The sequence below is a fragment of the Pseudomonas sp. IT-P44 genome (assembly GCF_949768225.1).
GTDB classification, from domain to species: domain Bacteria; phylum Pseudomonadota; class Gammaproteobacteria; order Pseudomonadales; family Pseudomonadaceae; genus Aquipseudomonas; species Aquipseudomonas migulae.
Genome location: NZ_CATKQM010000052.1, coordinates 1 through 25,523, shown reverse-complemented (window position 1 = coordinate 25,523; position 25,523 = coordinate 1). Strand labels below are relative to the sequence as shown.

The 25,523-nt window shown below is 59.9% G+C and carries 20 protein-coding genes and 2 pseudogenes; 9 read left to right on the top strand and 13 right to left on the bottom strand.

What is annotated here, in order from left to right:
- Positions 1 to 262: 262 nt before the first annotated feature.
- The 8 genes from ACM6IO_RS23505 to ACM6IO_RS23470 all read right to left on the bottom strand — a co-directional run bounded on the left by ACM6IO_RS23505 (position 263) and on the right by ACM6IO_RS23470 (position 8,409).
- Positions 263 to 1,243 carry a transketolase family protein gene (locus ACM6IO_RS23505; protein ID WP_192228383.1) on the bottom strand — a complete coding sequence of 327 codons (981 nt, stop codon included), beginning with the start codon at positions 1,241 to 1,243 and terminating at the stop codon, positions 263 to 265.
- Between the two features lie 3 nt (positions 1,244 to 1,246).
- On the bottom strand, positions 1,247 to 2,134 hold the full coding sequence (locus ACM6IO_RS23500; RefSeq protein ID WP_008042088.1) for a transketolase: 888 nt from the start codon (positions 2,132 to 2,134) through the stop codon (positions 1,247 to 1,249).
- Between the two features lie 82 nt (positions 2,135 to 2,216).
- The gene (locus tag ACM6IO_RS23495; protein WP_008033231.1) at positions 2,217 to 3,320 is read right to left on the bottom strand and encodes an LLM class flavin-dependent oxidoreductase; all 1,104 of its coding nucleotides are present in this window, start codon (positions 3,318 to 3,320) and stop codon (positions 2,217 to 2,219) included.
- 184 nt (positions 3,321 to 3,504) lie between these two features.
- Complete coding sequence (locus ACM6IO_RS23490) at positions 3,505 to 4,302, bottom strand: SDR family NAD(P)-dependent oxidoreductase (RefSeq protein ID WP_207286420.1); 798 nt, start codon at positions 4,300 to 4,302, stop codon at positions 3,505 to 3,507.
- Positions 4,303 to 4,330: 28 nt separating this feature from the next.
- Positions 4,331 to 5,830 (bottom strand): sugar ABC transporter ATP-binding protein, encoded by a 1,500-nt coding sequence (locus ACM6IO_RS23485; protein WP_414912321.1) that lies wholly within the window; start codon positions 5,828 to 5,830, stop codon positions 4,331 to 4,333.
- Positions 5,831 to 5,852: 22 nt separating this feature from the next.
- Positions 5,853 to 6,803 carry a sugar ABC transporter substrate-binding protein gene (locus tag ACM6IO_RS23480; protein ID WP_192228388.1) on the bottom strand — a complete coding sequence of 317 codons (951 nt, stop codon included), beginning with the start codon at positions 6,801 to 6,803 and terminating at the stop codon, positions 5,853 to 5,855.
- Between the two features lie 47 nt (positions 6,804 to 6,850).
- Entirely contained in the window at positions 6,851 to 7,837 is a 987-nt protein-coding gene (locus ACM6IO_RS23475; protein ID WP_008033226.1) for an ABC transporter permease, read from the bottom strand.
- Positions 7,838 to 7,893: 56 nt separating this feature from the next.
- Positions 7,894 to 8,409 carry a flavin reductase family protein gene (locus ACM6IO_RS23470; RefSeq protein WP_414912320.1) on the bottom strand — a complete coding sequence of 172 codons (516 nt, stop codon included), beginning with the start codon at positions 8,407 to 8,409 and terminating at the stop codon, positions 7,894 to 7,896.
- A 289-nt stretch (positions 8,410 to 8,698) separates the two neighbouring features.
- On the opposite strand from ACM6IO_RS23470, the gene ACM6IO_RS23465 reads away from it, so the two are divergent.
- Positions 8,699 to 9,682, top strand: coding sequence for a LysR family transcriptional regulator (locus ACM6IO_RS23465; RefSeq protein ID WP_414912319.1), 984 nt, complete (start codon positions 8,699 to 8,701; stop codon positions 9,680 to 9,682).
- Here ACM6IO_RS23465 and ACM6IO_RS23460 read toward each other — a convergent pair.
- From ACM6IO_RS23460 to ACM6IO_RS23445, 4 genes and pseudogenes are all read right to left on the bottom strand, one after another.
- The gene (locus tag ACM6IO_RS23460; protein ID WP_414912322.1) at positions 9,639 to 11,126 is read right to left on the bottom strand and encodes a xylulokinase; all 1,488 of its coding nucleotides are present in this window, start codon (positions 11,124 to 11,126) and stop codon (positions 9,639 to 9,641) included. The two genes, ACM6IO_RS23465 and ACM6IO_RS23460, sit on opposite strands and share 44 nt — an antisense overlap.
- A gap of 187 nt (positions 11,127 to 11,313) precedes the next feature.
- A pseudogene (locus ACM6IO_RS23455) lies at positions 11,314 to 11,850 on the bottom strand (methyl-accepting chemotaxis protein); the annotation flags it as partial.
- Positions 11,851 to 12,174: 324 nt separating this feature from the next.
- Positions 12,175 to 13,068, bottom strand: a pseudogene (locus ACM6IO_RS23450) (cache domain-containing protein); the annotation flags it as partial.
- 393 nt (positions 13,069 to 13,461) lie between these two features.
- A complete protein-coding gene (locus tag ACM6IO_RS23445) occupies positions 13,462 to 14,589 on the bottom strand; it encodes a sensor domain-containing diguanylate cyclase (RefSeq protein ID WP_008042064.1) in 1,128 nt (375 codons plus the stop codon).
- Positions 14,590 to 15,011: 422 nt separating this feature from the next.
- Between ACM6IO_RS23445 and katG the strand changes: the two genes are divergently transcribed.
- On the top strand, positions 15,012 to 17,264 hold the full coding sequence (katG, locus tag ACM6IO_RS23440; RefSeq protein ID WP_192228392.1) for a catalase/peroxidase HPI: 2,253 nt from the start codon (positions 15,012 to 15,014) through the stop codon (positions 17,262 to 17,264).
- Positions 17,265 to 18,239: 975 nt separating this feature from the next.
- Here the strand turns inward: katG and ACM6IO_RS23435 are convergent.
- Positions 18,240 to 18,920, bottom strand: a complete 681-nt coding sequence (locus tag ACM6IO_RS23435; protein WP_032829125.1) for a GntR family transcriptional regulator — start codon at positions 18,918 to 18,920, stop codon at positions 18,240 to 18,242.
- A 195-nt stretch (positions 18,921 to 19,115) separates the two neighbouring features.
- Here ACM6IO_RS23435 and ACM6IO_RS23430 point away from each other — a divergent pair, with 195 nt between their 5' ends.
- The 7 genes from ACM6IO_RS23430 to ACM6IO_RS23400 all read left to right on the top strand — a co-directional run bounded on the left by ACM6IO_RS23430 (position 19,116) and on the right by ACM6IO_RS23400 (position 25,348).
- Positions 19,116 to 19,310 (top strand): hypothetical protein, encoded by a 195-nt coding sequence (locus ACM6IO_RS23430; protein ID WP_414912318.1) that lies wholly within the window; start codon positions 19,116 to 19,118, stop codon positions 19,308 to 19,310.
- 8 nt (positions 19,311 to 19,318) lie between these two features.
- Positions 19,319 to 19,915: a shikimate dehydrogenase family protein gene (locus ACM6IO_RS23425; protein ID WP_414912317.1), complete on the top strand. Its 597-nt coding sequence runs from the start codon at positions 19,319 to 19,321 to the stop codon at positions 19,913 to 19,915.
- Positions 19,916 to 19,946: 31 nt separating this feature from the next.
- Positions 19,947 to 20,639, top strand: coding sequence for an SDR family NAD(P)-dependent oxidoreductase (locus tag ACM6IO_RS23420; RefSeq protein WP_008033971.1), 693 nt, complete (start codon positions 19,947 to 19,949; stop codon positions 20,637 to 20,639).
- A gap of 130 nt (positions 20,640 to 20,769) precedes the next feature.
- Entirely contained in the window at positions 20,770 to 21,861 is a 1,092-nt protein-coding gene (locus ACM6IO_RS23415; RefSeq protein ID WP_192228394.1) for a glycerol dehydrogenase, read from the top strand.
- 106 nt (positions 21,862 to 21,967) lie between these two features.
- Complete coding sequence (locus tag ACM6IO_RS23410; RefSeq protein ID WP_192228395.1) at positions 21,968 to 22,855, top strand: transketolase; 888 nt, start codon at positions 21,968 to 21,970, stop codon at positions 22,853 to 22,855.
- 2 nt (positions 22,856 to 22,857) lie between these two features.
- Positions 22,858 to 23,838, top strand: coding sequence for a transketolase family protein (locus ACM6IO_RS23405; protein ID WP_008033976.1), 981 nt, complete (start codon positions 22,858 to 22,860; stop codon positions 23,836 to 23,838).
- A 202-nt stretch (positions 23,839 to 24,040) separates the two neighbouring features.
- Complete coding sequence (locus tag ACM6IO_RS23400; protein ID WP_192228396.1) at positions 24,041 to 25,348, top strand: MFS transporter; 1,308 nt, start codon at positions 24,041 to 24,043, stop codon at positions 25,346 to 25,348.
- Positions 25,349 to 25,523: the final 175 nt, after the last annotated feature.

Genomic DNA, 25,523 nt, shown 5'->3' with positions numbered 1-25,523 from the left:
CTTAGCGAGCCACCGAACGAAAGGGGCAAGAGCCCTTGGTTACTTGGGGCTCTTCCAAGTGACTCGCTGTAAAAGCGAAACCATTAGCGGCCGTTACCGCAAAAACGGATATGTACACAAACACCAAGCCAAAAAAAAACGTGCAACCAGCGCGCTCGTCAATGAACACCCCGGTCACACGTACAGGCCCATAACGCCCAAAGGGAAAAACCTCAGGCGACCTCACCAAAAGCCGCCTCAATCAGTCAGCAAAAAACCGCAATCAACCCAGCACTTCCAGCGCCACACTTTCAATCCCGGCCGCATCAAGCCGGTAATGCCGGTAAAGATGAGTCGGCGGCGCAATCAGGCTGTACTCGTCGTAAATGCCATGCCGCCGCACTTTGACCCCAACGCCCTCTTCCGCAATCACCTCACACACCGCCCCACCCAAGCCGCCGATGATGTTGTGCTCTTCCACCGTCAGAATCGCCCGGCTATTGCGCGCCGCAGTCAGCACCGCCTCACGGTCCAGCGGCTTGATGGTCGTCATGTCGATCACCCCCACCGAACGCCCCGCGGCATTCAACGCCCGAGCCGCTTCAAGGGCCGGGTGAACCGTGGAGCCAGTGGCAATGATCGTCAGCTCATCGCCCGTCAAGTGCACAGTGGCTTTGCCGAAGACAAAGTCCGGAACGGTGTCATACACCACCGGATCACGCCCGCGCTGAATGCGGAAGTAGATCGGTTGCGGGTAGTTGGCCGACGCCAGAATGGCCGCCTTGAGCTGATTGCCGTCCGCCGGAGCGACCACTGTGATGTCGGCAATCGAACGCATGATCGCCAGGTCTTCAGTGGCGTGGTGCGAAGTGCCATAAAAGCCCAGGGAAATCCCCGCATGGTGACCGATCAAACGTACCGGCAACGCGGAGTACGCCACGTCCATGCGGATCTGCTCGCAGCACAGCAACGGCAGAAACGAGGCAAACGTCGCCACAAACGGCTTCATGCCCACCGCCGCCATGCCGGCTGCCGCCGACACCATGTTTTGCTCGGAAATCCCGAATTGCACGAAACGCTCCGGGTGCAGCTGCGCGAATTTCGACAGGCCGTTGGAGTACTGCAAGTCAGCGGTGCCGGCGACAATCGGCTCGCCCTGCTCGACCAGTTCGATCAGTGCATCAGACAAGGCATTCAAGCTGGGTGTCTGGCTGTTCAGTTCCCGGTACTGCCAGGAGTTGTTCGACAGAGGTGCGGTATTCATGAGTTAAATCACCTTGCTTTTGATTTCGTCGATAGCACGTTGCGCATCTTCCGGATCGAGATAACCGAGGTGCCAGCCGGGCTCGGTTTCCATGTAGGAAACGCCCTTGCCTTTCACCGTGTTGGCGATGATGCAAACCGGCTGCGTGCGAGTGGTATCAGCCTTGAGGCGACGCAACAGACGGGTGACCGCCGCCAGGTCATGCCCGTCGACCACGTGGGTTTCCCAACCGAAGGCGATCCATTTGTCCGCCAGCGGTTCGATGCCGATGACGTCGTCGACATTGCCGTCGAGCTGGTAGCCGTTACGGTCGATGATCGCCACCAGGTTGTGGACTTTATGGTGAGCCGCTCCCAGAGCCGCTTCCCAGACCTGCCCTTCCTGCATTTCACCGTCGCCGAGCATCACGTAGGTGGTGAACGACTTGCCGAGCATGCGCCCGGCCAATGCCATGCCCAGGCCGCCGGACAAGGCGTGCCCGATGGAACCGGAGGAGAAATCCACGCCCGGCACTTTGCGCATGTCGGGGTGATCGCCCAGCGGGTTGCCGAGGCGCGTGTAGTTATCGAGGATCTCTTTCGCAAAGAAGCCCCACTCCACCAGCACCGGAAACAGGCCGACCGCCGCATGCCCCTTGCCCATCATGAAGCGGTCGCGATCAGGCCATTTCGGCTCGCCAAACCGCAAGTCCATCACGTCGTAATACAGCGCGGCGAACAACTCGGCGGCGGAAAAAACCGAGGTGTAGTGACCGACCTTGGCGATCTCGATCAGCCGGATGGTTTCCAGGCGAATGAACTGGGCTTTTTCCCGCAGACGAGCCAGTTCAGTGGCGGTCAGTTCGAACGCGCGATCACCTTCGCGCAGGTCCTGTCTTGTCAAATCAGTCATGTGTAGTGTCCAGGCGCATTACCAAAGTTGCGGCCACATCCGGGACGTGGCCGTACACACGCACGCAATCGCGACAAGGCGATTACTGCGCTTTCAAACGCGGTGTCATGTAGTCGTTCAGACGGGGCATGACCTGCTGCGCCGTCAGCTCCATCGAGCGCCGCCACAGTGCTTCGTCATCCCACTCGTGGAAGGCGGTCATCAAGGTGCCGAACGGCCCCGTCTGCTCACTGAACGCGACCAGTTGTTCGGTCACGGAATTCACGTCGCCGTAAATCACCATTTCCTTGATGCAGTGATCGACCGTCACTTCCGCATCGGTCATGTCGGGGCGGGTCTTGAAGATCTTGGTGTAGTTGTTGGACGACAGGTTATCGATCATGTAATCGAAGTAACGGCGCAGGGTGCAGCTGTCTTGTGCCAGGTAGTCTTCGGCCTGGGCCTGGGAGTCGGCGACGAACACCGAACGGGCCACGCGCCAGTTGTTCGCATCGGCCTTGATCCCGGCACTTTCGGCGCCCTGGCAGTAAGCCAGCCAATGGGAGGCCACGGTCGCCGTCGGGTTGAAGTTGGCCGACATCAGGTCCCAGTCTTTGGCCCCAGCCAGTTTCGCCGTTCCGGAAAACGGGCTCATGGCCGTGGTTGCAACCCGTGGGAACGGCTTCTGGAACGGCGTCGGCATGTAGCCGATTTCCAGCTCGTGATTCACCGAGTCCTTGAGGCTGACCTGGAAGTGCTCCGAGGAAAACTCGTAAGGGGCGCTTGAGTTCCAGATGGCGCGGATCATCTCGTAGCATTCGACCATCATCTGCCCACGGTCCTTGCCGTTGCTGCCGAACACCTCGAAATCCGAGGCCAGGCCACCCGGGCCGATGCCCATGATGAAACGGCCCTTGGACATGTGATCGAACATCGCGGCATCAGCGGCAATCCGCGCCGGAAAATGATGCGGCAGGTTCAGCACCCCGGTGCACAACTTCATGCGCCGGGTCAGCGGAATCAGGGCGGACATGAATTGCAGGGCATTGGTCACCGGCTCCGTGCGTTGCGAGGTGTGCTCGCCGACCCAAAGCTCATCAAAACCGACGGCGTCGGCGTGGACGGCGCAGGCAATATCCTGGTCGTACATCTCGTGATAATCCCAGCCCTTGTGATGAAGGGGCTGCATGAACATGGCAAGTTTCATGTCGTTCTCCTGCTGTTTTCAGTGATCGGTGCGCCGCTTGATATCAATGCGCGGCACACCGCTTTCAGGACGTGCGCTCGTTTTGCAGGCGTGCCAGTGCCGGCGCTGCAAGTCGCAACGTTCAAGGGATGCGTTCAATTTTTCGCGGCGATCGGCTTGAGCAAGCGCAATCAGCCGCGCCTCTTCAACTGCCGTGCAGCAACCAGCCGCCGTCCACCAACAGATCGATACCCGTCACGTAGGAAGCCAGCGGCGACACCAGAAACAGCACCGCATTGGCGATCTCGAAGGGCTCTGCCGGCCGACCCAGTGCAATGTTGTTCAACACGTTGTTCTGTCGGTGTTGCGCGAGCAGCTCCGGCTCCAGATTGCCTGGCGTTGCCGTCAGCCCGGGGGATACCGAGTTGACGCGAATGTTGAAGGCGCTCAGGTCCTTGGCCAGGCTTCGCGTCATCGCCAGCACCGCGCCTTTTGACGCGTCGTAGGTGCAGTGATTGGCCATCGGCCGGTGACCGCAAATCGACGACAGATTGACAATCGCCCCGGCACTCGCCTGCTTGCGCATCTGCCGTTGAGCGGCCTGTGCCCCCAGAAACACCGCACGCGTATTGATGGCGTGGAGTTCGTCCCAGAAACCCGGATCAATGTCGTCAACGGCCTTGAGCGGATAAACACCCGCGTTGTTGATCCAGATATCGAGACGGCCGTAACGCTCGATGGCGGTGTCTGCCAGGCCCTGGATGTCGGCGGGACGACAGACGTCGGTGGCCAGGAACGAAACGGCAAAACCGGCTTCGATCAGTTCATGGCAACGCTCTGGCGCCAGGCTGCCGATCAGCACGTTGGCCCCGGCTTCGGCCAGCCGTTGGCTGATGGCGAACCCGATGCCACTGCCACCGCCGGTGACGACGGCGGTTTTACCGCGCAAGTCGAGCAACTCGGTAAAGGGCCGGTAAGGTAGCGGTTGATACGGGGTAGACATGATGGAGCTCCTCAGTGACAGCCCGTTATCAAGCGGTGGCCAGGGTCATGATGGTGTCGGGCGCGATCTGCGGCCGGTGCAAAATCCCTTGGGAACAACCGCGCGCCATGACCATCACCCGATGGGACAAACCGATGACTTCCTCAAGGTCGGAACTCACGACAATCACCGACACGCCGGTCTTCGACAGTTCGATGATCAACTCGTAAATCGCCGCTCGCGCGCCCATGTCGATGCCCCGGGTCGGCTCATCGAGAATGATGACTTTCGGGTTGCGCGCGATCCATTTCGCGATGACCACTTTCTGCTGATTGCCGCCCGACAACTTGTCGAGCATCTGTTCCGCCAGGCCCTTGATCCCCAGTGTCGCAATGCGCTCCTGGGCAAACGCCAGCACCCGCTGATTGGCCATGACGCCGCAGGAGCTCAGGCTGTCGAGATTGCAGTAGGCAAGGTTTTCGGCAATGGTCTGGCTCAGCACCACACCTTCGGACTTGCGGTCTTCGGGGATCAGCACCACGCCGGCACGGATCGCCGCCAGCACGTTGTTGGCCGGCAGGTGCCGGTCACCCAGCATCACCTTGCCGTGATTCACCGCACTCAACCCGGCAATCGCCTGAACCAGCTCCGTGCGGCCGGCGCCGACGATGCCCGCGATGCCGAAGACTTCGCCGGCCTTCACCGAAAACGAAATGTCGTGGAAGCGCCCGGCCTTGTCCGACAGCTGTTCGACATTCAACACCACCTCTTCGCGAGGCGCTGGCAGCTGCGGAAACAAGCGCTCGATCGAACGTCCGACCATCTGCGACACCAGCACGCTGACATCGGCCGCTCCGGTTTCGTGACGAGCAATGAGATGACCATCGCGCATGACCACCACCTTGTCGGCGATCCTGGCAATCTCCTCCATCCGATGGCTGATGTAGATGAAAGAAACGCCCTCTTTCTTCAACTCCTCGATCTGCCTGAACAACAGGTCGGTCTCTTCCTTGCCCAGCGCCGCCGTCGGTTCGTCGAGGATCAGCAGCCGCGAATTGAACGTCAGCGCCCGGGCAATCTCCACCAGTTGCTGCGCGGCGATTTTCAACTGGCGCACAGGGGTGTCCGGCGAGATATCGAGGCCCAGTCGACGCAGCTGTTTTTCTGTCTCGCGGTACATGTGCTTGCGGTCGATGATCCCGTCCCGGGTCGGTAGATGGCCGAGGAAAACGTTCTCGGCCACGCTCAGGTCAGGCAGCAGATGGATCTCCTGATGAATCATGTTGATCCCCAGGGCAATCGCCGCCCCCGGACCGATCGGTGCATAGGGCTGGCCGGCGAGGAACATCGTACCTTTGGACGGCGTCAGCGCTCCGGCGACGATGGAGGAAAAGGTCGATTTGCCCGCACCGTTTTCCCCCAGCAGCGCCACCACTTCCCCGTAACCGATATCGAGACTGATGTCCTCCAGCACCTTGACCGAGTTGAAGGATTTTCCGATGTTGCAGGCGCTGAACAGCGGCGCCTGATCGCTGGTGATCGCTTTCATGACGTGCCCTCCTTCGCCGATCTCAAGGATGTTGCTCAAGGAAAGCCGCGACGTTTTCCCGGGTGGTGACGAAGGCCGGCAGCAGCTGGGTCTTCTCGACCGGTTTGCCTTGTTGCAGATTCACCGCAGTGCGCAAGGCTGTACGGCCCATTTCCACCGCTTGCTGGGTGATGGTCATGTCCAGTTTGCCGTCGCGGATGGCTTCCAGCGCCGACGGCAAACCGTCGTAGCCGAACACCCAGACCTTGTGATCGATGTTGGCGACTTTGACCGCCTGGGCGGCACCGAGCGCCGGGGCATCGGAACGCCCGATGAAGACGTTGATCTTCGGGTTCTTCTGCAGCATGTCCTGGGCGACTTTGAAGCCGTTGTCCTGTAGCCAGTCGGTAGGCTTCTGGTCGACGATTTTCATCTCCGGCGCCTGGGACAGCACCGCGTTCAGGCCCTTGGCCCGAGCCACTTCCGTCGAGTCGCCCAAGGTGCCCTGGAGCAGGCCGATTTCAGCCTTGCCCCCGGTCAGCGCGATCATCTGCCGGGCCAGCTCACCCGCTGCCGCCAGGTTATCGGTGGAGATGTAGGCATCGCATTCGACGTTCTTCGGGAAATTGTCAATGCAGATCACCGGCACACCCTGCTGGCGCGCCAGCCGCACCGGCACGGCCGACGCCGCGCTGCCCGTGGCGGTATAGAGCAGCACATCGATGCCCTTGCTCAACATGTCCTGAATCTGGCTGACCTGGCGGGCGGGATCGGCCTGTGCGTCGGCCACCAGCACGTTCTTGATGCCCAGGGTCTTGGCCTGTTCCATGACGCCGTCACGGACCATCAGGTAGAACACCCATTGCAGGCTCGGGATCGACATCCCGACAGTGATTTGTTCCGCCGGTTTACTCTCGGCGTGAACGCCTGCCGACATCATGCAGGTCAACAGCGGCAGCCACAGAAAGCGCCGCGAAAATGCGTGGAGGTTCATGTCTTTATCCTTTTTATTGTGTGTTGGACGGTTCGACCACAGGGGGTTCAGTCAGCTTTGCGCTTGAGCAGATCGAGCATCACCGCGAAGGCAATCACCGCGCCGATGACCACTTGCTGGACGAAGGGAGAGATGCCGGCCAGGTTCAAGCCGTTGCGCAAAACGCCGATGATCAGTACGCCGACAATCGTGCCGACCACGCTGCCGGCGCCGCCCTTGAGGCTGCCGCCACCGATGACCACCGCCGCGATCACATCCAGCTCATAACCGACGCCGGCGCCCGCTCCGGCAGTGTCCAGGCGCGAGGTCATGATGATTCCGCCCAGCGCGGCGCAAATGCCCGAGATGATGTAGACGGCACTGGTGTAGCCCTTGACGCGAATGCCGGCGAGCTTGGCCACCTTGCTGCTGCCGCCGATGGCGTACAGGCTGCGGCCGGGGACGGTGAACTTGAGAACGAACCAGAACACCAGGGCCAGCACGATGAAGCAGGTCACGGTCAGCGACAGCACACCGCCGTAGCGAATCACCGAGAGGTTGCTGAACCACTCCGGGAAACCGCTGACTTGCGCGCCGTCAGTAACCATGTAGGCCAGCCCGCGAGCGATGGACATCATTGCCAGCGTCGCAATGAAAGACGGCAACCCTGCCCTGACCACCATCAACGCCGTGGTTGAACCACACGCCGCACCGGCAGCGATCGCACCGAGCATGGCGACCCACATCGGCAACCCGAGCACCTGTTCGAGCCAGCTCATGACCATGATCGCCACCGCGAGCACCGCGCCCACGGACAGGTCGATACCGCCGATGAGAATCACCAGCGTCATGCCCAGCGCCATGATGCCGAGCACGGTGACTTGATCCAGTACGTTGAGCAGGTTACTCAACGTCAGAAAACTATCGGTGAAGACTGTTAATACCGTGCATAACAATAAAAGGCCGATCATCGGGCCTGCGACATTGGTGTCCAGTCCGATCCACTTGGGAATGGACCCGGACAGTCTTGATTTCACCAGCAACTGATTATTCATACCCACATCCACTTCTTATCTAATTGTTATAAGACCGAGCAAGACACAACGACTGTTTAATTCCCAAGTTCCCTGTAACGCCCGCCCATATACAGAAGCGGCTCTTCCAGAGGTTGCGTAATCACATCAATGACGTTGCCGATGAATATGGTGTGCGTGCCGTGTTCGATTTCCTGCACTACTTCGCAAAAGATCGCAGCCTGCGCGTCGACCAGGTAACGAATGCCGTGCATGCCGGTCTGCCAATCGCCTGCGACGAAGCGCTGCTCGCGCAGGTCCGGCAGGCTGAAAATCTTGCAGATCGGTTCGTGGTTGTTTTGCAGCATGTTCACGCAGAACAGCCCGGAGCGTTTGATCACGGGTGAGGCGCTGGCGCTTCGGTTGATGCAAATCAGCGCCGACGCGGGGTCCATCGACACCGAAGAAAAAGCGGTTGCCGCCAGACCATGGGGGTGGCCGTCATCATCGAGTGTGGTGATCAGGGTTATGGAGGAGGCGAAGCGACCCATCGCCAATTTGAATTGGCCGGCCAGATCAATCGCTGGGGCGGCCTCTTGATATTGAACACGCATACATAAACCCTCTTCTTATTGTGACTCATCAAGCGCAGGCATTCATTATTAACAATCACCCAGCATTTTCTATTCACTTTTAAAAAATTGACTTTTCAACTTTTCCGAAAGGTGAAGCCAACAACAAACTCATTTGAATTACCTTCACAAGTGCCCTGAAACGCCCGCCCCAAGGGGCTCTCATGTTTATGGCCGTACTTATCAACGCCGCCGACAATATGGCTTTAACTGAATAATCGGCCGATACTTCATGAACAACTAACAAGAAACTTCCGCGAGACGAACTGCCATGGTTGATCGATTACAGGACATGCGAATGTTTCGCCTGGTCGTGCAGACCGGGTCACTTTCAACCGCCGGACGACAAATGGGCCTGTCGCCAGCGGCCATGAGTGGCCGGCTCAAGGCGATGGAGGAGTTCTATGGTTTGCGCTTGCTCAAGCGCAACACCCGCAGCTTGAGCCCCACCGCCGAAGGGCAGTTGCTGTTTGAGAACGCCCTGAAAATTCTCGAACAGGTTGATGCGCTCGACAGCGTCATCAAAAACGGTCAAAGCGACCTGCTAGGCACCATCGGCCTGACCTGCCCGACCGACCTGGGTCGGCAGTGGGTCAGCCAATTGGTCGATGCGTTTATCCGCGAAAACCCGCATGTCAGCATCCGTCTGTTTTTCACTGACCGGATACTGGACTTCGTCGAGTCCGGCTCGGACATCGCGATCCGTTTCGGCGACCTGCCGGACAGCTCGCTGATCGCCCGCAGCCTGGGTGTGGACCGGCAAATGGTCTGCTGTTCGCCGCAGTACCTTGAACAACACGGCACGCCCCTGCACCCCGAAGACCTGCATCAACACAACTGCCTGGTGCAACTGCGCGCCGACTTTGCACTGGATCGCTGGAAGTTCATCAGCAAGGGCGTGCCGACCACGATTCAGGTCAAGGGCAACCGGCTGGCCAACGACGGCTTTACCCTGCGCCAGTGGGCGGTTCAAGGCTTGGGAATTATCTGGAAGTCGGTCTGGGAGGTGGCGGAGGACATTCAGGCCAAGCGGCTGGTGCCGCTGCTGGAAGACTATCAATGCCCCACCACGGGGTTCCATTTGCTCACCGAAGGCGGGAAGAAATTACCGCCACGGGTCAGATCCTTCGTGGAGTTTGCCGTTCAGTACTTCAAGCACCTCGACACCGCGTCGCGACACATTCTGAGCCCGACGCCCGACGCCATCGTGCTCAGGGAAGCGAAACCGTCTGCAGATCGGCAAATACCGGCTTGAGGTTTGTCAGCATTCGCTCATAGGCCTTGCGCATGCCGGCGTAGAACGCCTGCTTCGAAACGTCGGGCAAGGTCAGGGTTTCGTCCGGACGCGGCCAATCAGTGGCGGTCTGCTGCAAATCAGCGAACACCCCGGCACCGTGCCCCGCCAACATGGCTGCGCCGAGCACACCGTACTCGGCGGCCGGAGGTTTGCGATAAGGCAGGCCCAGCACATCGGCCTTGATCTGGTTAAACAGCTGGCTGCCGGACCCGCCGCCCAGACTGAATACATCAACCGGATCGACAACGATCTGCATGTCTTTCATGCACCCGAGAAAACGCGCGTATTCGTAGGCAATCGACTCCAGCATCGCCCGGTATTGGTCGCTGCGGTCGTGGGTCCAGTCGAGACCGACGAAGGCGCCGGCCAGCGAGGCATCGAACGGTGCATGGCGCCCGCCGAGATGGGGCAAGAACAATAATTTATTGCGCTCGGCCAACGGCGCGGCGGCCCGCTGTTCGAGCTGTTGGCATTCGACGCTATCGAGACCGAACCGATTGAGGCTGATGCCGGCCCCACCGACGTAGGCCATCGAATAAAACAGCTCGGGGATGCAATGCCGGAACGTGGCGAGGGTGTTGTGCTGCGAGTCGACCGCATAGTGGTCGAGCAACGTCGCCAACACTGAACCGGTGCCGGCAATGTCGAACAGTTGCCCCGGCGTGAAGGCCCTGGTGCCCAGCAACGAGGCGGCGATATCCCCACAGCCGGCATAAATCGGCGTGCCGGCCAACAGTCCGCAAACGCTCGACGCACTGAGGCCGACCGCGCCGATGCGATCCCAGGGTTTTACCAGCGTGGGCAGCCGGTCGGCCTCAAGGCCGAATGCCTCAATGAGCGAAGTGTTCCACTGCATCGCCTGGCTGTCGGCAAAACTGTTGAAGCCCAGGTAGGTGTAATCCATGAACGCGGCATCGCTGTTCAAGTCGGCCATGCGCCCCGCCACATACGCGGCCGGCATGATGATCTTGCTGATCTTGTGGTAGGTGTGCGGTTGTTCCTCGCGCCAATACAGCCATTTCGCCGCGTGATTGGCACTCACCGGGCCACCCGAGCATTGGATGATCTGTGGCTCGCAGGTCTTCAGTCGCGGGACCTGATTGGCGCAACGCAGATCCAGCCACGAGTCATAAGGCGTGGTCGCCTCCCAGTCCCGGCCGATGGTGGAAATCCCGGCCATCTGTCCGCAAATCGCTAGGCCGCCAACGTCCGCGAGCTGGAAGTCGGACTGACTCAAGGCATCCTTTATCGCCAACAGGACCGAGGCATACAGTTCGTCAGGGCTCTGTTCGAACACCTGACGCGCAGGATTCAACAAACGTGTGGGGCGACTGGCGGCGCCCAGGTTGCGGCCGTTTTCGTCCATGACAACGACTCGAGTGCTTGAGGTGCCCATGTCCACCCCAACCAGCAATGCTCGACTCTTCAAGGGTTGGCGCTCGCACAATTCAGCGGTGATTGTTATGCAGACAGAATACTGTCATCAAACACCCTGCGCATTAACTGCCACTGTCCGTGCGAAAAAGCCTGAGCGCCGGTGGTCAGCGGCGACGGCGCAAAATTTCACCGCCGCCTCCTGCAGGCCGTTCTCAATCCTTGAATTGCGTCAGTTGCTGGTTCAACGACCCGGCCTGATCGCGCAATTGCAGCGACTGATCGAGCAGGCTGCGGATCGCGTGATCGTTCTGCTCGGAGATCCGGCTGACACCCTGGATGGCGACGGACAATTGCTCACCGGTGGCGGCCTGGCTTTGGGTCTGGCGCGCCACTTCGCTGATGCGCGTCAGAATGTCCTGGGCATGCTGGCGAATCTGATCGACACCTTGTGCCGAGGTGGTCAGTTGCACCACGCCCAGGCGCACCGCTTCGCCGACTTGCTGGACGTTGGCAACGGTGTTGCGCACATCCGAACCGATGGCGCCGATCATCTCGCCGATTTCACCGGTCGAGCGGCTGGTGCGTTCTGCCAGTTGCCGAACTTCGTCCGCCACCACGGCGAATCCGCGTCCCTGCTCCCCTGCCCGTGCGGCTTCGATTGCAGCGTTCAGGGCCAGGAGGTTGGTCTGGTCGGCGATGCTGCGAATCACCGCGATGATCCCGGCAATCTGCTGCGAGCGTTTTTCCAGGTCGCCCACAGTGCCGGCAACGTCGTCCATGGTCTGGTCGATGTGGGTGATCCCGGCCAGGGTCTGGTTCATATCGCCGGAGATATGCTTGGTCAGCTCTTCGGTGTTGCGCGCCAGTTGCTCCACGTCTTCGGCTTGCTGCGACATCTCGGTGACCGAGTGCGCCAGCGCGGTGACGCCGCTGGCCATTTCTTCGGTCGCGGTGTGCTGCGACGTCGCCCGGTCGGCAACGGCCTGAGTGGTATCGCCCAGGTGATTGGAGATCTGCATCAGGGCGCCGCTGCTGTGGCGAATCGACCCCACCAGATCCCCCAGGCGCTGGATAAACTGGTTGAACGCGCCCGCCAGTTTGCCGGTTTCATCGCCGCTGCGTTGTTCAAATCGCAAGCCCAATTCGCCGCCCCAGGCCTGGATGCCGACCGTCAAGCCGGACAGCGGACGAATATGCCACGCCAGCAAATGCCAGAGCACGATAGCCAATACCAACAGCGCCACCAGGCCGATGACGACCGCAGTCCAGAGAAACTGATTGATGCCCGCCATGGCTTCGTCCAGCGGGTACGCCACCATCAGCGCCCAAGTGTTCGGGGCTTTGCCGATGCGCACCGGTTGCAACACATAACCCCAGCCATCGCGCTGGAAGTCATACGGCTGACCGGCCTTGATCGCCTCTTTGGCAGCCGTCGGCAAATCGTCGGCCGGCTGGCTCAAACGCTTCGCATCAGGGTGGCTGGCGTACAGGCCGTTACTCGAAACCAGAGCGCCATAACCTTTGTAGGCATCGATTTTCGCCAGTTGCCGATTGATGCTTTCAAGCGGGATATCGACACCCGCCACGCCCAGGGCTTTGCCGCCCTGCAACAGTGGCGCCATGATCGACACCATCATGACTTTCTGGCCGCTGCCCGTGCTGTAGGCAAACGGTTCGGAAGCCCACGGCTGACGGCTGTGCAGCGGCTGATAGTAGTACTGGTTATCGGCATTTTCCGGGGCATAACCGCTGAGCGCTTCCGATTTCACCGAGCCACTCGCACGGTTCCAGTAGGTCAGGTAACGGCCGGTGGCGTCGTGATTCGGCTGGTTGGCGAATTCGCTGTCCTTGCCATCAAAGGCGTTTTTTTCCCAATACTGCCCCAGGCCCAAAAGTTGCGGATTGGCTTCAAACAGTTGGCGGGTCACGGCATCGGCGGTCTTGCGATCAACGTGTTGTTGCTGCATGGCCGTTGCGACGCTGGCCAGCGATTCGGCGACGGTAAAACCGACACCCAGTTCGACTTCCACTTCCTTGGCATTGGCCTTGACGACCGTGTCGACCAGTTCGGCGGTTTCTTTGACGGAGGAGCCATAAGCGATATAGGCGATGGAGCCCAGCAGCAGTGCCATGACGACGACGGTCCCGATCAGGGCCGTCCAGAACAGCTTGAAGTGCAGAGAGCGATTAGGCATGGACATTCTCAAGTGCGCGATTCGTCAACCAGCACGGAGCGCCCAACGGTGTGAATGCAGCCCTGCTGGCAAATTATTTATAGTTGATATTATTTTGCCACTATATAGAAGCGCGCTCTGCCGGTGCAACTTGAATGACCGCGAGGTCACAAGCCTTGCACGGCATCACTCGGAAACGGCGATCTGGTTTCGGCCACGGGCCTTGGCTCGATACAGGGCCTTATCGGCGTTGTTCATCAAGCTGTGCAAATCAAGGTCGGAGGCGTCCATCGACGCGACACCGAGGCTGGCCGTTATGCAATGCACCGGCCCGGTCATCAATTCGGCAATCGAGCGGATGAGTTGCTCGGCAATGTTCAAGGTCTCTTCAATCGAGGTGTCCGGGAGCAGAATGGCGAACTCCTCTCCCCCCAGCCTGCCGTAGACATCCGTTTCACGAAACGAGGTGCTGATGACCAGGCCCATCTGACTCAGCACCTGATCCCCGACCTGATGGCCATAGGTGTCATTGATGTGTTTGAAGTGATCCATATCAAGCATCACGGCGCACAGCGGCAGCTGATTGTTTTTACAGTAACTGTGCAACTGCTGGGCATGCTCGAAAAAAGCCCGGCGATTCCTCAGGCCAGTGAGTTCATCGGTCTGCGCGGCAAGATTGGAAATGCGGTGCGCCTGCTCCATTTCACGGGTCAATCGAAAGGCGGTTTCCACCGCATCGGAGAGTTTGCGGGTAGCGCTGGCCACGAATGAGGCAAACACCAACACTGCCAGTGCCATGCCGACTTGCATCGCTGACGGCTGGAACAACAGCCATATCGTGCACGGCAACAACACCAGGCCAATGGACACCAGCGTCATGTATCGGTAGGCCGAATAGCAGGACACCGCACTGACCGACATCCCGACGGTAAAAAGCATGACCAGTGACTGAGCCAGAATATCGTCCGGGGGCATCAATGCCAGCGCGCCTGCGCCCCAGATACCGGCAGATAACACCAGCGTGCTCCAGTATTTCCACTCCCACTGCTCAGGCGTGCGCGTACTTTTGTCGCTGCGGAAATAGGCGATAAACATCGAGACTCGCAATGAGGTCGACGCCGTCAGAATGCCCATCCACCAAAAAATGACGTGGTGATCGAAGCGCTCCCAACACAGCAGGCACAGCATGATCGCCGCCAGGACACTGCCCGGAATCGCCGTCACCGACTGATGGAACAACTGGTGCAGGCGATCAGTGCGTACCTGCGCTGCTATCAAAGCATCCGGGTCATACCGGGGTCCGAGTCCTTCCATTTGATCCGCCTGATCATGATGCTTCGTCAAAGAAGTATTGTGGCACCCAGCCAGTAGCGCAAACAACCGAGGCCTTGAAATGTTTCCGGGCGCCAGATTGAAAGAGTACGTCTATCACGCCCCAACACTCGCCCTATTAGCTGACTTCCCGACTCAGGTCTAACCTTAGTCTGCGCTGGCGCCATAAGCCGGCCGGATTAGCGCTGAAAAGGAGACAGGAATGAGCCCGAAGCTTGACTAGGCCACCCGTGGGCCACCGCGCAGGCAACCTGATTGCCGCTGTTCAGAATTCCCGTGTGGTCACCACAATCAGTTGATCCAACTGCTGGCCCTGCAGCCTATGTCCTTGATTCCGCTCGTTGCTATTTAACGCCCGCCCCGGGCCCGATAGCCGGATGAACACGACCAAAGGTAGCTCGCACATGGCAAACGAATCGAAATGCCCGTTCAATCATGCCGCAGGCGGTGGCACCACCAACCGTGACTGGTGGCCGAACCAACTGAATCTGAAGATCCTGCACCAGCACTCGTCCCTGTCAGACCCCATGGACGAGGGCTTCAACTACGCCGAAGCGTTCAAAAAACTCGACTTTGCGGCGGTCAAGCGCGACCTGACTGCACTGATGACCGACTCACAAGACTGGTGGCCAGCAGACTTCGGTCACTATGGGCCGCTGTTCATCCGCATGGCCTGGCACGCCGCCGGCACATACCGCACCGGTGATGGTCGGGGCGGTGCCGGTTCCGGTCAACAGCGCTTTGCCCCGCTCAACAGCTGGCCGGACAACGTCAGCCTCGACAAGGCGCGCCGGCTGCTGTGGCCGATCAAGCAAAAGTATGGCAACAACATTTCCTGGGCCGACCTGATCGTCCTCACCGGTAACGTCGCGCTGGAGTCGATGGGCTTCAAGACCTTTGGTTTTTCCGGTGGCCGCGCAGACGTCTGGGAACCCGATGAAGACGTTTATTGGGGCTCGGAAAACAAATGGCTGGGCGGTGACGTTCGCTACGACAAAGCGCAAAAACCCGTGCAAGCACCCGGCGATGTTCCACTGGTGGCCGAGCCCGGGAGAAATGAAGACAGCCGTACCGATGAGGGGCGCAATCTGGAAAACCCACTGGCCGCCGTGCAGATGGGCCTGATCTATGTGAACCCGGAAGGTCCGGAAGGCAATCCCGATCCCGTCGCTTCAGCCCTGGACATCCGCGAAACGTTCGGCCGCATGGCCATGAACGACGAAGAAACCGTGGCCCTGATCGCCGGCGGCCACGCCTTCGGTAAAACCCACGGCGCCGGCCCTGCCGACAACGTCGGTGCCGAGCCGGAAGCCGCCGGTCTCGAAGCTCAGGGCCTTGGCTGGAAAAACAGCTTCGGCACCGGTAAAGGCCCGGACACCATCACCAGCGGGCTGGAAGTGACCTGGACCACCACACCCACCCGGTGGAGCAACAACTACCTGGAAAACCTGTTCGGCTTCGAGTGGGAATTGAGCAAAAGTCCGGCAGGCGCGAACCAGTGGGTGGCTAAAAACGGCGCCGGGGCCGGCACCATTCCGGATGCACACGACCCGTCCAAGCGGCGTAACCCGACCATGCTCACCTCGGACCTGGCGCTGCGCTTCGACCCGATCTATGAACCGATTGCCCGGCGCTTCCTGGCCAATCCGGATCAGTTGGCCGATGCCTTCGCCCGCGCCTGGTTCAAGCTGATCCACCGCGACATGGGCCCGCTCTCGCGCTACCTCGGCCCGGAAATGCCCAAGGAAGAACTGTTGTGGCAAGACCCGATTCCGCCGGTCGACCATGCCTTGGTCAATGACAGTGACGTCGCAGCACTCAAGAGCAAAATCCTCGCCTCTGGCCTGAGCGTCTCGCAGCTGGTATCAACGGCCTGGGCGGCGGCGTCGAGCTTCCGTGGCTCCGACAAACGTGGCGGCGCCAACGGTGGACGCCTGCGACTGGCGCCACAGAAATCCTGGCAAGCCAACCAGCCCGAACAACTGGCGAGCGTGCTGGCGAAACTGGAAAGCATTCAGCGTGAGTTCAACAACAGCGGCAAGAAAATCTCGCTGGCGGACCTGATCGTGCTGGCCGGCAGCGCCGGTGTCGAACAAGCCGCAAAAAATGCCGGTCACAGCGTGACGGTGCCGTTCACACCGGGACGGACGGACGCCTCGCAAGAGCAAACGGACGTCGAATCCTTCGGCTTCCTCGAACCCATCGCCGATGGTTTCCGCAACTACCTGAAAACCCGCTACCGCGTAACGGCCGAGCACCTGTTGATCGACAAGGCGCAACAACTGACCCTCAGCGCACCGGAAATGACTGTGCTCGTGGGCGGCTTGCGGGTGTTGAACACCAACGTCGGACAAACCCGACACGGCGTGTTCACCCAGCAACCGGAGGCGTTGACCAACGACTTCTTCAAAAACCTGCTGGACATGGGGGTGGAATGGAAGCCGGTGTCGGACGCCAATCAGGAGTTCGAAGGGCGCGATCGCAAAACCGGCCAAGTGAAATGGACCGGGACGCGGGTCGATCTGGTCTTCGGCTCGAATGCGCAACTGCGGGCCTTGGCCGAGCTGTATGCCAGCAGTGATGCGAAGGAGAAATTCGTCAAAGACTTCGTAGCGGCGTGGACGAAGGTGATGAACCTGGATCGTTTTGACCTGTAGGAGTCAGCTTGCTGGCGAAGCGGTGGCGGCCGTGAGGACGCCATCGCCGGCAAGCCAGCTCCTACAAATGACGGGTTATGCCCCTACCTGTAGGAGCCAGCTTGCTGGCGATGCGGTGGTGGCCGTGATGACGCCATCGCCGGCAAGCCGGCTCCTACAAATGACGGGTTATGCCCTGATCTGTAGGAGCCAGCTTGCTGGCGAAGCGGTGGTGGCCGTGATGACGCCATCGCCGGCAAGCCGGCTCCTACAAATTGCGGGTTATGCCCCTACCTGTAGGAGCCAGCTTGCTGGCGAAGCGGTGGTAGCCGTGATGACGCCATCGCCGGCAAGCCGGCTCCTACAGGTTACGGGGTTCATCGACGGATTCTTGTAAATAAACGGTACCGCTGAAACAACAACGCCTCCCAAGTGGAGGCGTTGTGCTTATTGCGCATTGAAGGAAGGAATCAGGTCGGAGAGATCGTGGCCAAGGCACCGATCAAAATGGTTAACAGCAGAAATCCACCCAGAAAAATGGCCATCTTGGGCATGGGGCCTCCTACATGATGAGTTTGCGGTTCAGTGGCTACCGCGACTGCGGACCGTGCGGCCATTGTGGGGCGCAGGCCTGGTACATGACAGATGCAGATAGCGCAGAAAAATACGGATCAGAGCAAAACCCCAGGCGAGTCCGGCGTCTCGAAAAATCACAGAAAACCCCGACACCGAAACCCATAACGCAAAGACCTCGGAGAGATTGCTGAATCCTGTTCAAAACACCTTTGCGCAATCAGGCGTTCTGCTCGGGAGGGCTGGCAACGATACTGATGCCCTCAAGGTTGGCCACTCAAAGGTGGCGAAGGTGGCAAGTGGATTGCCCGACTGAACGTTCCAGTGCCACCCCGCTCGGCCAGCCATAAAACGACAGCGCCCGAGGCTCCTGATGTGGAGCTCGGGCGGCAGGTTCAGCTTGATGCGACAGAGGCGCGGTGGTTATGCCTCAGCGAGGTTTTCCTTTTTCTCAAGCCAATCGATCATCAGCTCGCCCCAGGCGATATCGGCCTGCATGGCGTCTTTGGCTTTGGCCGAGTCACGGGTACGCAAGCCGTCCAGCACTTCGAAATGCTTGTGTTTGGCGCTGGCCAACTCTCGCTTGGGTACCTCGGCATGAAACCGGCTCAGCAGCGGCCCCATGATGACCCACATGTTTTCCAGGGTTTTCGACACCACGGGCATGCGCGCCGCAGAGATCAAACCGAAGTGGAACTCGCGGTTGAGCAGCGCCGCTTGTTTGTAGTCGACCGAAACCGCCTTCTGGAACGCGTCCTGAATGGCTTCGAGTTTCTCCAGTTCCGGCTGGGTGATCCGCTGGGCCGCCACGCCGGCCGCCTCGCCTTCCAGCAAATGGCGGATCAACTGGATTTCACGCAGCTGGCTGACCGTCAGCTCCGGCACATAGATCGAGGTCGCCGCTTTCATGTCCAGCGCATGGTCACTGACCAGACGGAAAATCGCTTCCCGCACGGGGGTGATCGACACACCGAATTCCTCGGCCAGCGTACTGATACGCAGCCGGTCACCGGGTTGGTACTGCCCGTCCATCAACGCGGTGCGAATAATGGAATACACCCGTTCGCTCAAGTTGCCTTTATCAATGGGCTTATGCACGGTCACGGTTACTCGATCTCCAGGTTCAATGAAGGTGCGCCGGCTCGGCAGATTGACTGACCTGCAGGCCTCAAGCGCGAATAACGCATGATACATCATCGGTTTTCCACCGCTACTGCGTCTGGATTCACCACCGTGTTGACTCACGCTCACATTGAGGATATATCATGCATCACAACAAAATCACAAAGGAACATGGCAATGCCTATCACCGGTAAAACCCGGGTCGTGGTTCATCTCACCTACCCTGCCAAACACCTGCGCACCCCGGAATTTTTCAACCCGCTGCTGGAACGTCTCGGCCACGACGGCGTGTTGGTGCCCTGGGAAGTCTCACCGGCCAACCTCGCCACGGCATGGGAAGGTTTGCGCGGGATTGAAAACCTGGCGGGGTGATTGTCACCGTGCCGCACAAGCTTGAGGTGGCGAAATTGTGCGATGAGCTCAAAGGCACGGCCAGCCTGTTGCAAGTGTGCAACGTCGCCAAACGCCTGCCCGACGGCCGTTTCAGCGGGCGTATGTTCGATGGCGACGGCTTTGTCGCTGGCCTGAAAAAGCAGGGCCATGACCTGAGCAACAAACGCGTTTTATTGCTCGGTGCGGGGGGCGCAGCGACGGGCATTGCTCACGCACTGCTCGCCGAGCCTCTTCAAGAGTTGGTGATCAGCAACCGCACGCCGGCCAAGGCTGAAGCGCTGGCTCATGAACTGCGGCAGATGTTCCCCGGTCGGCAGGTCAGCGCCGGCCTCGCCGACGCGACGGGTTTCGATGTGGTGATCAACGGCACCGCGCTGGGCCTCAAAGCCGAGGACCCGCTGCCGCTGCCTGTCGAAACCCTAGCCCCCGGCACGGTGGTCGGTGAAGTGGTGATGAACCCGGACATCACCCCGCTGCTGAGCGCCGCCGCCGAGCGTGGCTGCGTCATTCATAAAGGTGCGCACATGATCACCGGCCAGATCGATCTGCTGGCCGAGTTTCTGTTTTCCAGATCGGGCGTGTGATGCGCCCGCCTCCCCTGCATAAGGAAAGACCATGAAAAAGACTGCAATCGTGACTGGCGGCGGCTCCGGCATCGGCCTGGCCACTGCTCAACGTCTGCACGCGGACGGTTATGAGGTGTTCACCGTGGGGCTCGGCGAACCCGAGCAACGGGTCGAGGGCATTCATTACCGGGAACTGGACGTGACCGACGACGAAGCGGTCAGCGGCTTCTTCGAGCCGTTCGAGCGCATCGACGCCATCGTCAATGCCGCCGGCATCATTGACCACAACCGCGAGTGGGCGCTGGAAGGCTTCAGCCGCGTAATGGACGTCAACCTCACCGCCGTAATGCGCATCACCAACGCGGCCCTGCCCGGCCTGAAAGCCGCGCGCGGGGCGGTGGTCAATTTCGCCTCGATGCTGGCGATTTTCGGTTCCGCCAAGACCCCGGCCTATGCATCGAGCAAAGCGGCCATTTCCGAACTGACCCGCTGCATGGCCGTGGCCTGGGCGACCGATGGCGTGCGGGCCAATGCCGTGGCGCCGGGCTGGATCATGACCAACCTGTCGCGCCGAGCGTTCGAGGACCCGACGCGATCCGAAGGGATCATGGCGCGTATCCCGATGAAGAGCTGGGGGGAGCCGGAAGACGTGGCCAACGTAATCGCCTTCCTGGTGTCGGACAACGCGCGTTACGTGACGGGGGCAACCTTGCCGGTCGATGGCGGTTATTCGATCGCCTGAGGTCATCTCGTCGCTTGAGCGCTTGACCGTTCAAATACATGATATATCATGCATCACAACAAGACCGAGACCCCGGCAGCCTGTCGCCGAGTCCTCGAATAACAATAAGCAGTGAAGTGAGAGGTTCTGAATGAATCTGGTTTTCGGCTCGCCCGGACGGTATGTCCAAGGCACTGAAGTGCTCGCCCAGGCGGGCACTTATCTGGCGCACTGCGGACGCCAGGCCGTGGTGGTCATCGACAGTTATGTGCTGGGCCTGATCCGGCAACGCCTCGATGCCACCTGTGCGCAATACGGCGTCGAGTTGCACTACATCACCTTCGACGGCGAGATCACCGCCGACGGCATCGCCGGCCTGAGAGCGGCGGCCGCAGAGGTCGGGTTCGACATGATCCTGGCCGTCGGTGGCGGCAAGTGCATCGACGCCGGCAAGGCTCTCGCCCACACCTCGGGTCGTGCGCTGATCACCATGCCGACCGTGGCCTCCAACGATGCACCCACGTCGAAAAACTACGTGGTCTACGACGCCCACCATCAACTGAGCGAAGTCGGCCACTTGCTGGTCAGCCCGCGCTATGTGCTGGTGGACACCGCGTTGATCGCCCAGGCACCGCGTCAGTTCTTGCTCGCGGGGATTGCCGATGCGCTGACTAAAAAATTCGAAGCCGAGCAGTGCTACAAGTCCGGTGGCGTGAACATGTTTGGTGCCCGCCCGGCACTGTCAGGGTTGGTGCTCGCCCGCGAGTGCTATCACATCATTCGCCAATACGCCGAACCCGCGCTGGCGCAGGCCGGTACCGGCGAGGTCACGGTCGCCTTCGACCACCTGATTGAAGCGGTGCTGTTGATGAGCGGCCTGGGGTTCGAAAGCGGAGGTTTGTCCATTGCCCACGCGATGACCCGTGGCCTGTCGAAAATCCCCGGCGCGCAACAGCAGGTCCACGGTTTCCAGGTGGCCTACGGCTTGCTCGTGCAGCTGGTACTGGAAGATCGCGACGCCGAACTCATGGGCGACATGTTGAGCTTCTATCAACGCATCGGCCTGCCCCGCAACTTGACCGAACTGGGCGTACTCAACATCGATGATTCGGTGTTGATGCAAGTGGCCGAGCCCACCCTGAAAGCGCCTCACGCTCGCAATTTTCTCTCGGTATCGGGCGACGCACTGACGTGTGACGAACTGATCGGGGCGATGCGCGCGCTGGAAGGCCTGACCCACTGAGCACCGACTCAAAAGCGCCGTTGAACCCACCACTATCCGGGTGAAGTTCAAACCCCGCCGCTGAGATTCAACTTCAACAAATTCATGCCTGTGATTGGAGGTAGAGATGTCTGCACCCCGCAAAACACTCGAACAGTGGAAAGCCAGCAATTTTGTGCCGTCCGCCGAGACCGTGAGGATGTTGAAAGACCGGGCGAAATTCGTCCGCCTGGAAACGATCCGCCTGATTGAAATCGCCAAGACCGGCCACTACACCTCGGTGTTTTCCGCCGCCGAATTGTTCTCGGCGCTGTACTACGACGTGATGACCATTCGCCCCGACGAACCGAAATGGCCGGGCCGCGACCGCTTCTTGATGGGCAAGGGCCACGCTGCCGTGGGCCAGTTCCCGATCCTGGCGGACCTTGGCGTGTTCCCCAAGGAGTGGCTCGATGAATACACGCGCCTGGGCAGCCCTTTGGGCGATCACCCTGACATGCGCAAAGTGCCCGGCATCGACTTCTCTTCCGGCTCCATCGGCCACGCTCTCTCCGGCGGCCTGGGCATGTGCCTGGCGCAGCGTTTCACCGGCGAAGTCTACGACGTGTTCGTCATGCTCGGAGACGGCGAAATGCAGGAAGGCCAGGTCTGGGAAGCCGCAATGAGCGCCGCTCATCACAAAGCCCGGCACCTGATCGCGATTGTCGACCGCAACGGCTTCCAGCTCGACGGCTCGGTCGACGACGTGATCGGCATCGAACCGCTGGACGAAAAATGGCGCGCGTTCGGTTGGGAAGTGCACGTCATCGACGGCCACAACATTGCCGAAGTGACTGAAACCCTGCGCCGTGTCAAAGCCGATGAAACCCGCGACAAGCCGGTGTGCATCATCGCCAAAACCGTCAAGGGCAAAGGCGTTTCCTACATGGAAACCGAACCCGGCTGGCACCTCGGTTACCTCGACCCGGAAGACGCCAAACGCGCTATCGCTGAAATTGAAGCCATGGAGATCTGAACATGAATGCCCCTCTTTCCCCCAATTCCTGGCAGTACCGTGGCCTTAACGCGCTCAACCCCGGCCTGTCGTATTTGTCCGATGCGCTGATTGAACTGACCGAGGCCGGGTATCCGGTGATGGCCGGTTCCGCCGACCTGCAGTACTCCAACGGCCTGAACAAATTCGCCAGCCGCTACCCCGAGCGCTACCTGCAATTCGGTATCTCGGAGCAGAACATGGTCACGGCCGCCGCCGGTCTGGCCACGTGTGGGGTGATGCCGTTCGTGGCGACCTTTGCCTCGTTCCTAGGTTTGTTGTGCTGCGAACAGATCCGCATGGACGTCGCCTACTCGGCGCAACCGGTGCGCCTGATCGGGCACCACACCGGCATTTCCCTGGGCTTCTATGGCACCTCGCACCACGCCACCGAAGACATCGCCACCATGCGCTCGATCGCTGATCTGGCGGTGGTGTCGCCGGCGGACGGCGCGCAACTGGTCGCAGCGATCAAAGCCTCGGCCACCTACGACAAGCCGGTGTATTTCCGCATTGGTCGCGGTCGCGATCCGATCGTTTACGAAGACGGCGTGACCTTCGAATTCGGCAAGGCTCATGAACACTTCGAAGGCGAGGAACTGACCATCATCGCCTGCGGCATCACCGTACATCCGGCACTGGCGGCGGCTCGCAAAATGAATGCCGAAGGGCGTTCGGTGGGCGTGATCGACATGGCGTCGATCAAGCCGATCGACCGTGACGCCATCCTGCGCGCCGCTGCACGCAGCAAACGCATGATGACCGTCGAAGAGCACAACGTGCTTGGTGGCCTGGGCGCTGCGGTGGCCGAAGTGCTGGCGGATGAAGGCGTCGGCGTGAAACTCAAGCGCCACGGCATCTACGACGAGTACAGCCTGATCGCACCGCCGACGCACTTGTACGAGCACTACAAACTGGATGCCGCCGGCATCGAGGAAGTAGCGCTGGCGCATCTGCGCGCCTGATCCGCGGACGCCACCTGTAGGAGCCGGCTTGCCGGCGATGAAATCACCACGGTGCACCTGACACACCGCGGTGCCTGGATCGCCAGCAAGCTGGCTCCTACAAGGTTTTGCATTCAGGGACATCTCGTTTTTTCAGGGAGCTTTACGCAACTCATCGTTACCCACCACATCCCGTGGTTCATGAAACATCTCGGAGCCAACAATGAATAACATCACCGAGACCATGCCCGACTACTCGATCGGGCAGGCCAAAACACGTACCACCTTGCGCAGAAAGTCATTGATGGCCACCGGCGTCGGCAACCTGCTGGAATGGTTCGACTGGACGATCTATACCGTCGCGTCGGTGTACATCGCGGCGGCACTCTTCGACAAAAGCAACGCCACTTCTGCCCTCCTCAACACGCTGGCGGTGTTTGCCGCCGGGTTCCTGTTACGGCCGATTGGCGGCATCTTCTTTGGCATCCTTGCCGACAGACTCGGCAGGCGCATGGTGCTGCTCAGCACCATGCTGCTGATGGCCAGCGCCAGTTTGCTGATTGCGTTCATCCCCTCGTATGACGCAATCGGCAGCTGGGCGTCGGCGCTCCTGCTGTTGGCCAGGCTGGTACAGGGCTTTGCCCACGGTGGAGAAACCACCACCTCTTACGCCTACATCGCTGAAATCGCTCCGCCGAAACGTCGCGGGTTGTGGTCGAGCACGGTGTTTCTCGCGGTGGGTTGCGGATCGTTGCTGGCGACGTTTTACATGGCCTTGCTGACGTCGTTGCTGTCGGTCAGTGAAATGCAGGAATGGGGCTGGCGTATCCCCTTCGCCACCGGTGGCCTGTTAGCGGTGGTTGCCTTGTGGCTGCGTCGCAACATGATGGAAAGCGAGCACAGCCCAAGTGCCGGTGGTATGTGCGAAGAACCGGCGTGGAGTCGCGGCACAATCATTCAGCACGGCGTTCGGTTGTTTCTGTATGAAGCGGGCGCCACGTTGACGTATTACACGTGGGTGACTTCGGCGTCGATCTACGCCATCAGTGTCAAGGGCATGGACCCGCGTAGTGCATTCACCATGAGTTGCATTGCTCAGGTCATTTACCTGGTGTTTTTGCCGATTTCGGGTTGGATCTCGGATCAGTGGGGACGCAAGATTTCGGCGCTGATTTCGTTGCTCGGGATCGCCGCGACGCTGTTCCCGCTGTGGGGGATGATTTCCAGTGAACCGTGGACGTTGATGGTGGCGCAGACGGCTGGATTGTTGTTGGTGGGCTTTATCACCGGTTGTAAACCGGCTTCGATTTCGGAGCAGATTCCGACCCGTTATCGCACACGGATGTTTGGGGTTTGCATTTCTTTGGGGGTGGCGGTGTTTGGGGGGACGGCTTCGTACCTGACGACCTGGTTGTACTCGGAGAATATTGGGTGGATGTTCAACATTTACTTGATTGTGGTTGCGGTGATTGCCAGTGCTGTGGTGCTGATGTGGAAGAATAACCATGGGGTGCCGATTGACAAGGTCTGACTTGGGGTTGGGGGTTTATCCGTTTCTTCGGTAACGGCGGCTATTGGTTTCGCCCTTACGGCGAGTCACTTGGAAGAGCCCCAAGTAACCAAGGGCTCTTGCCCCTTTCGTTCGGTGGCTCGCTAAGGCTCGCCATGCCCTCGCTCCGGTCCTGCTCCGTGGGCCCGCCGCCATC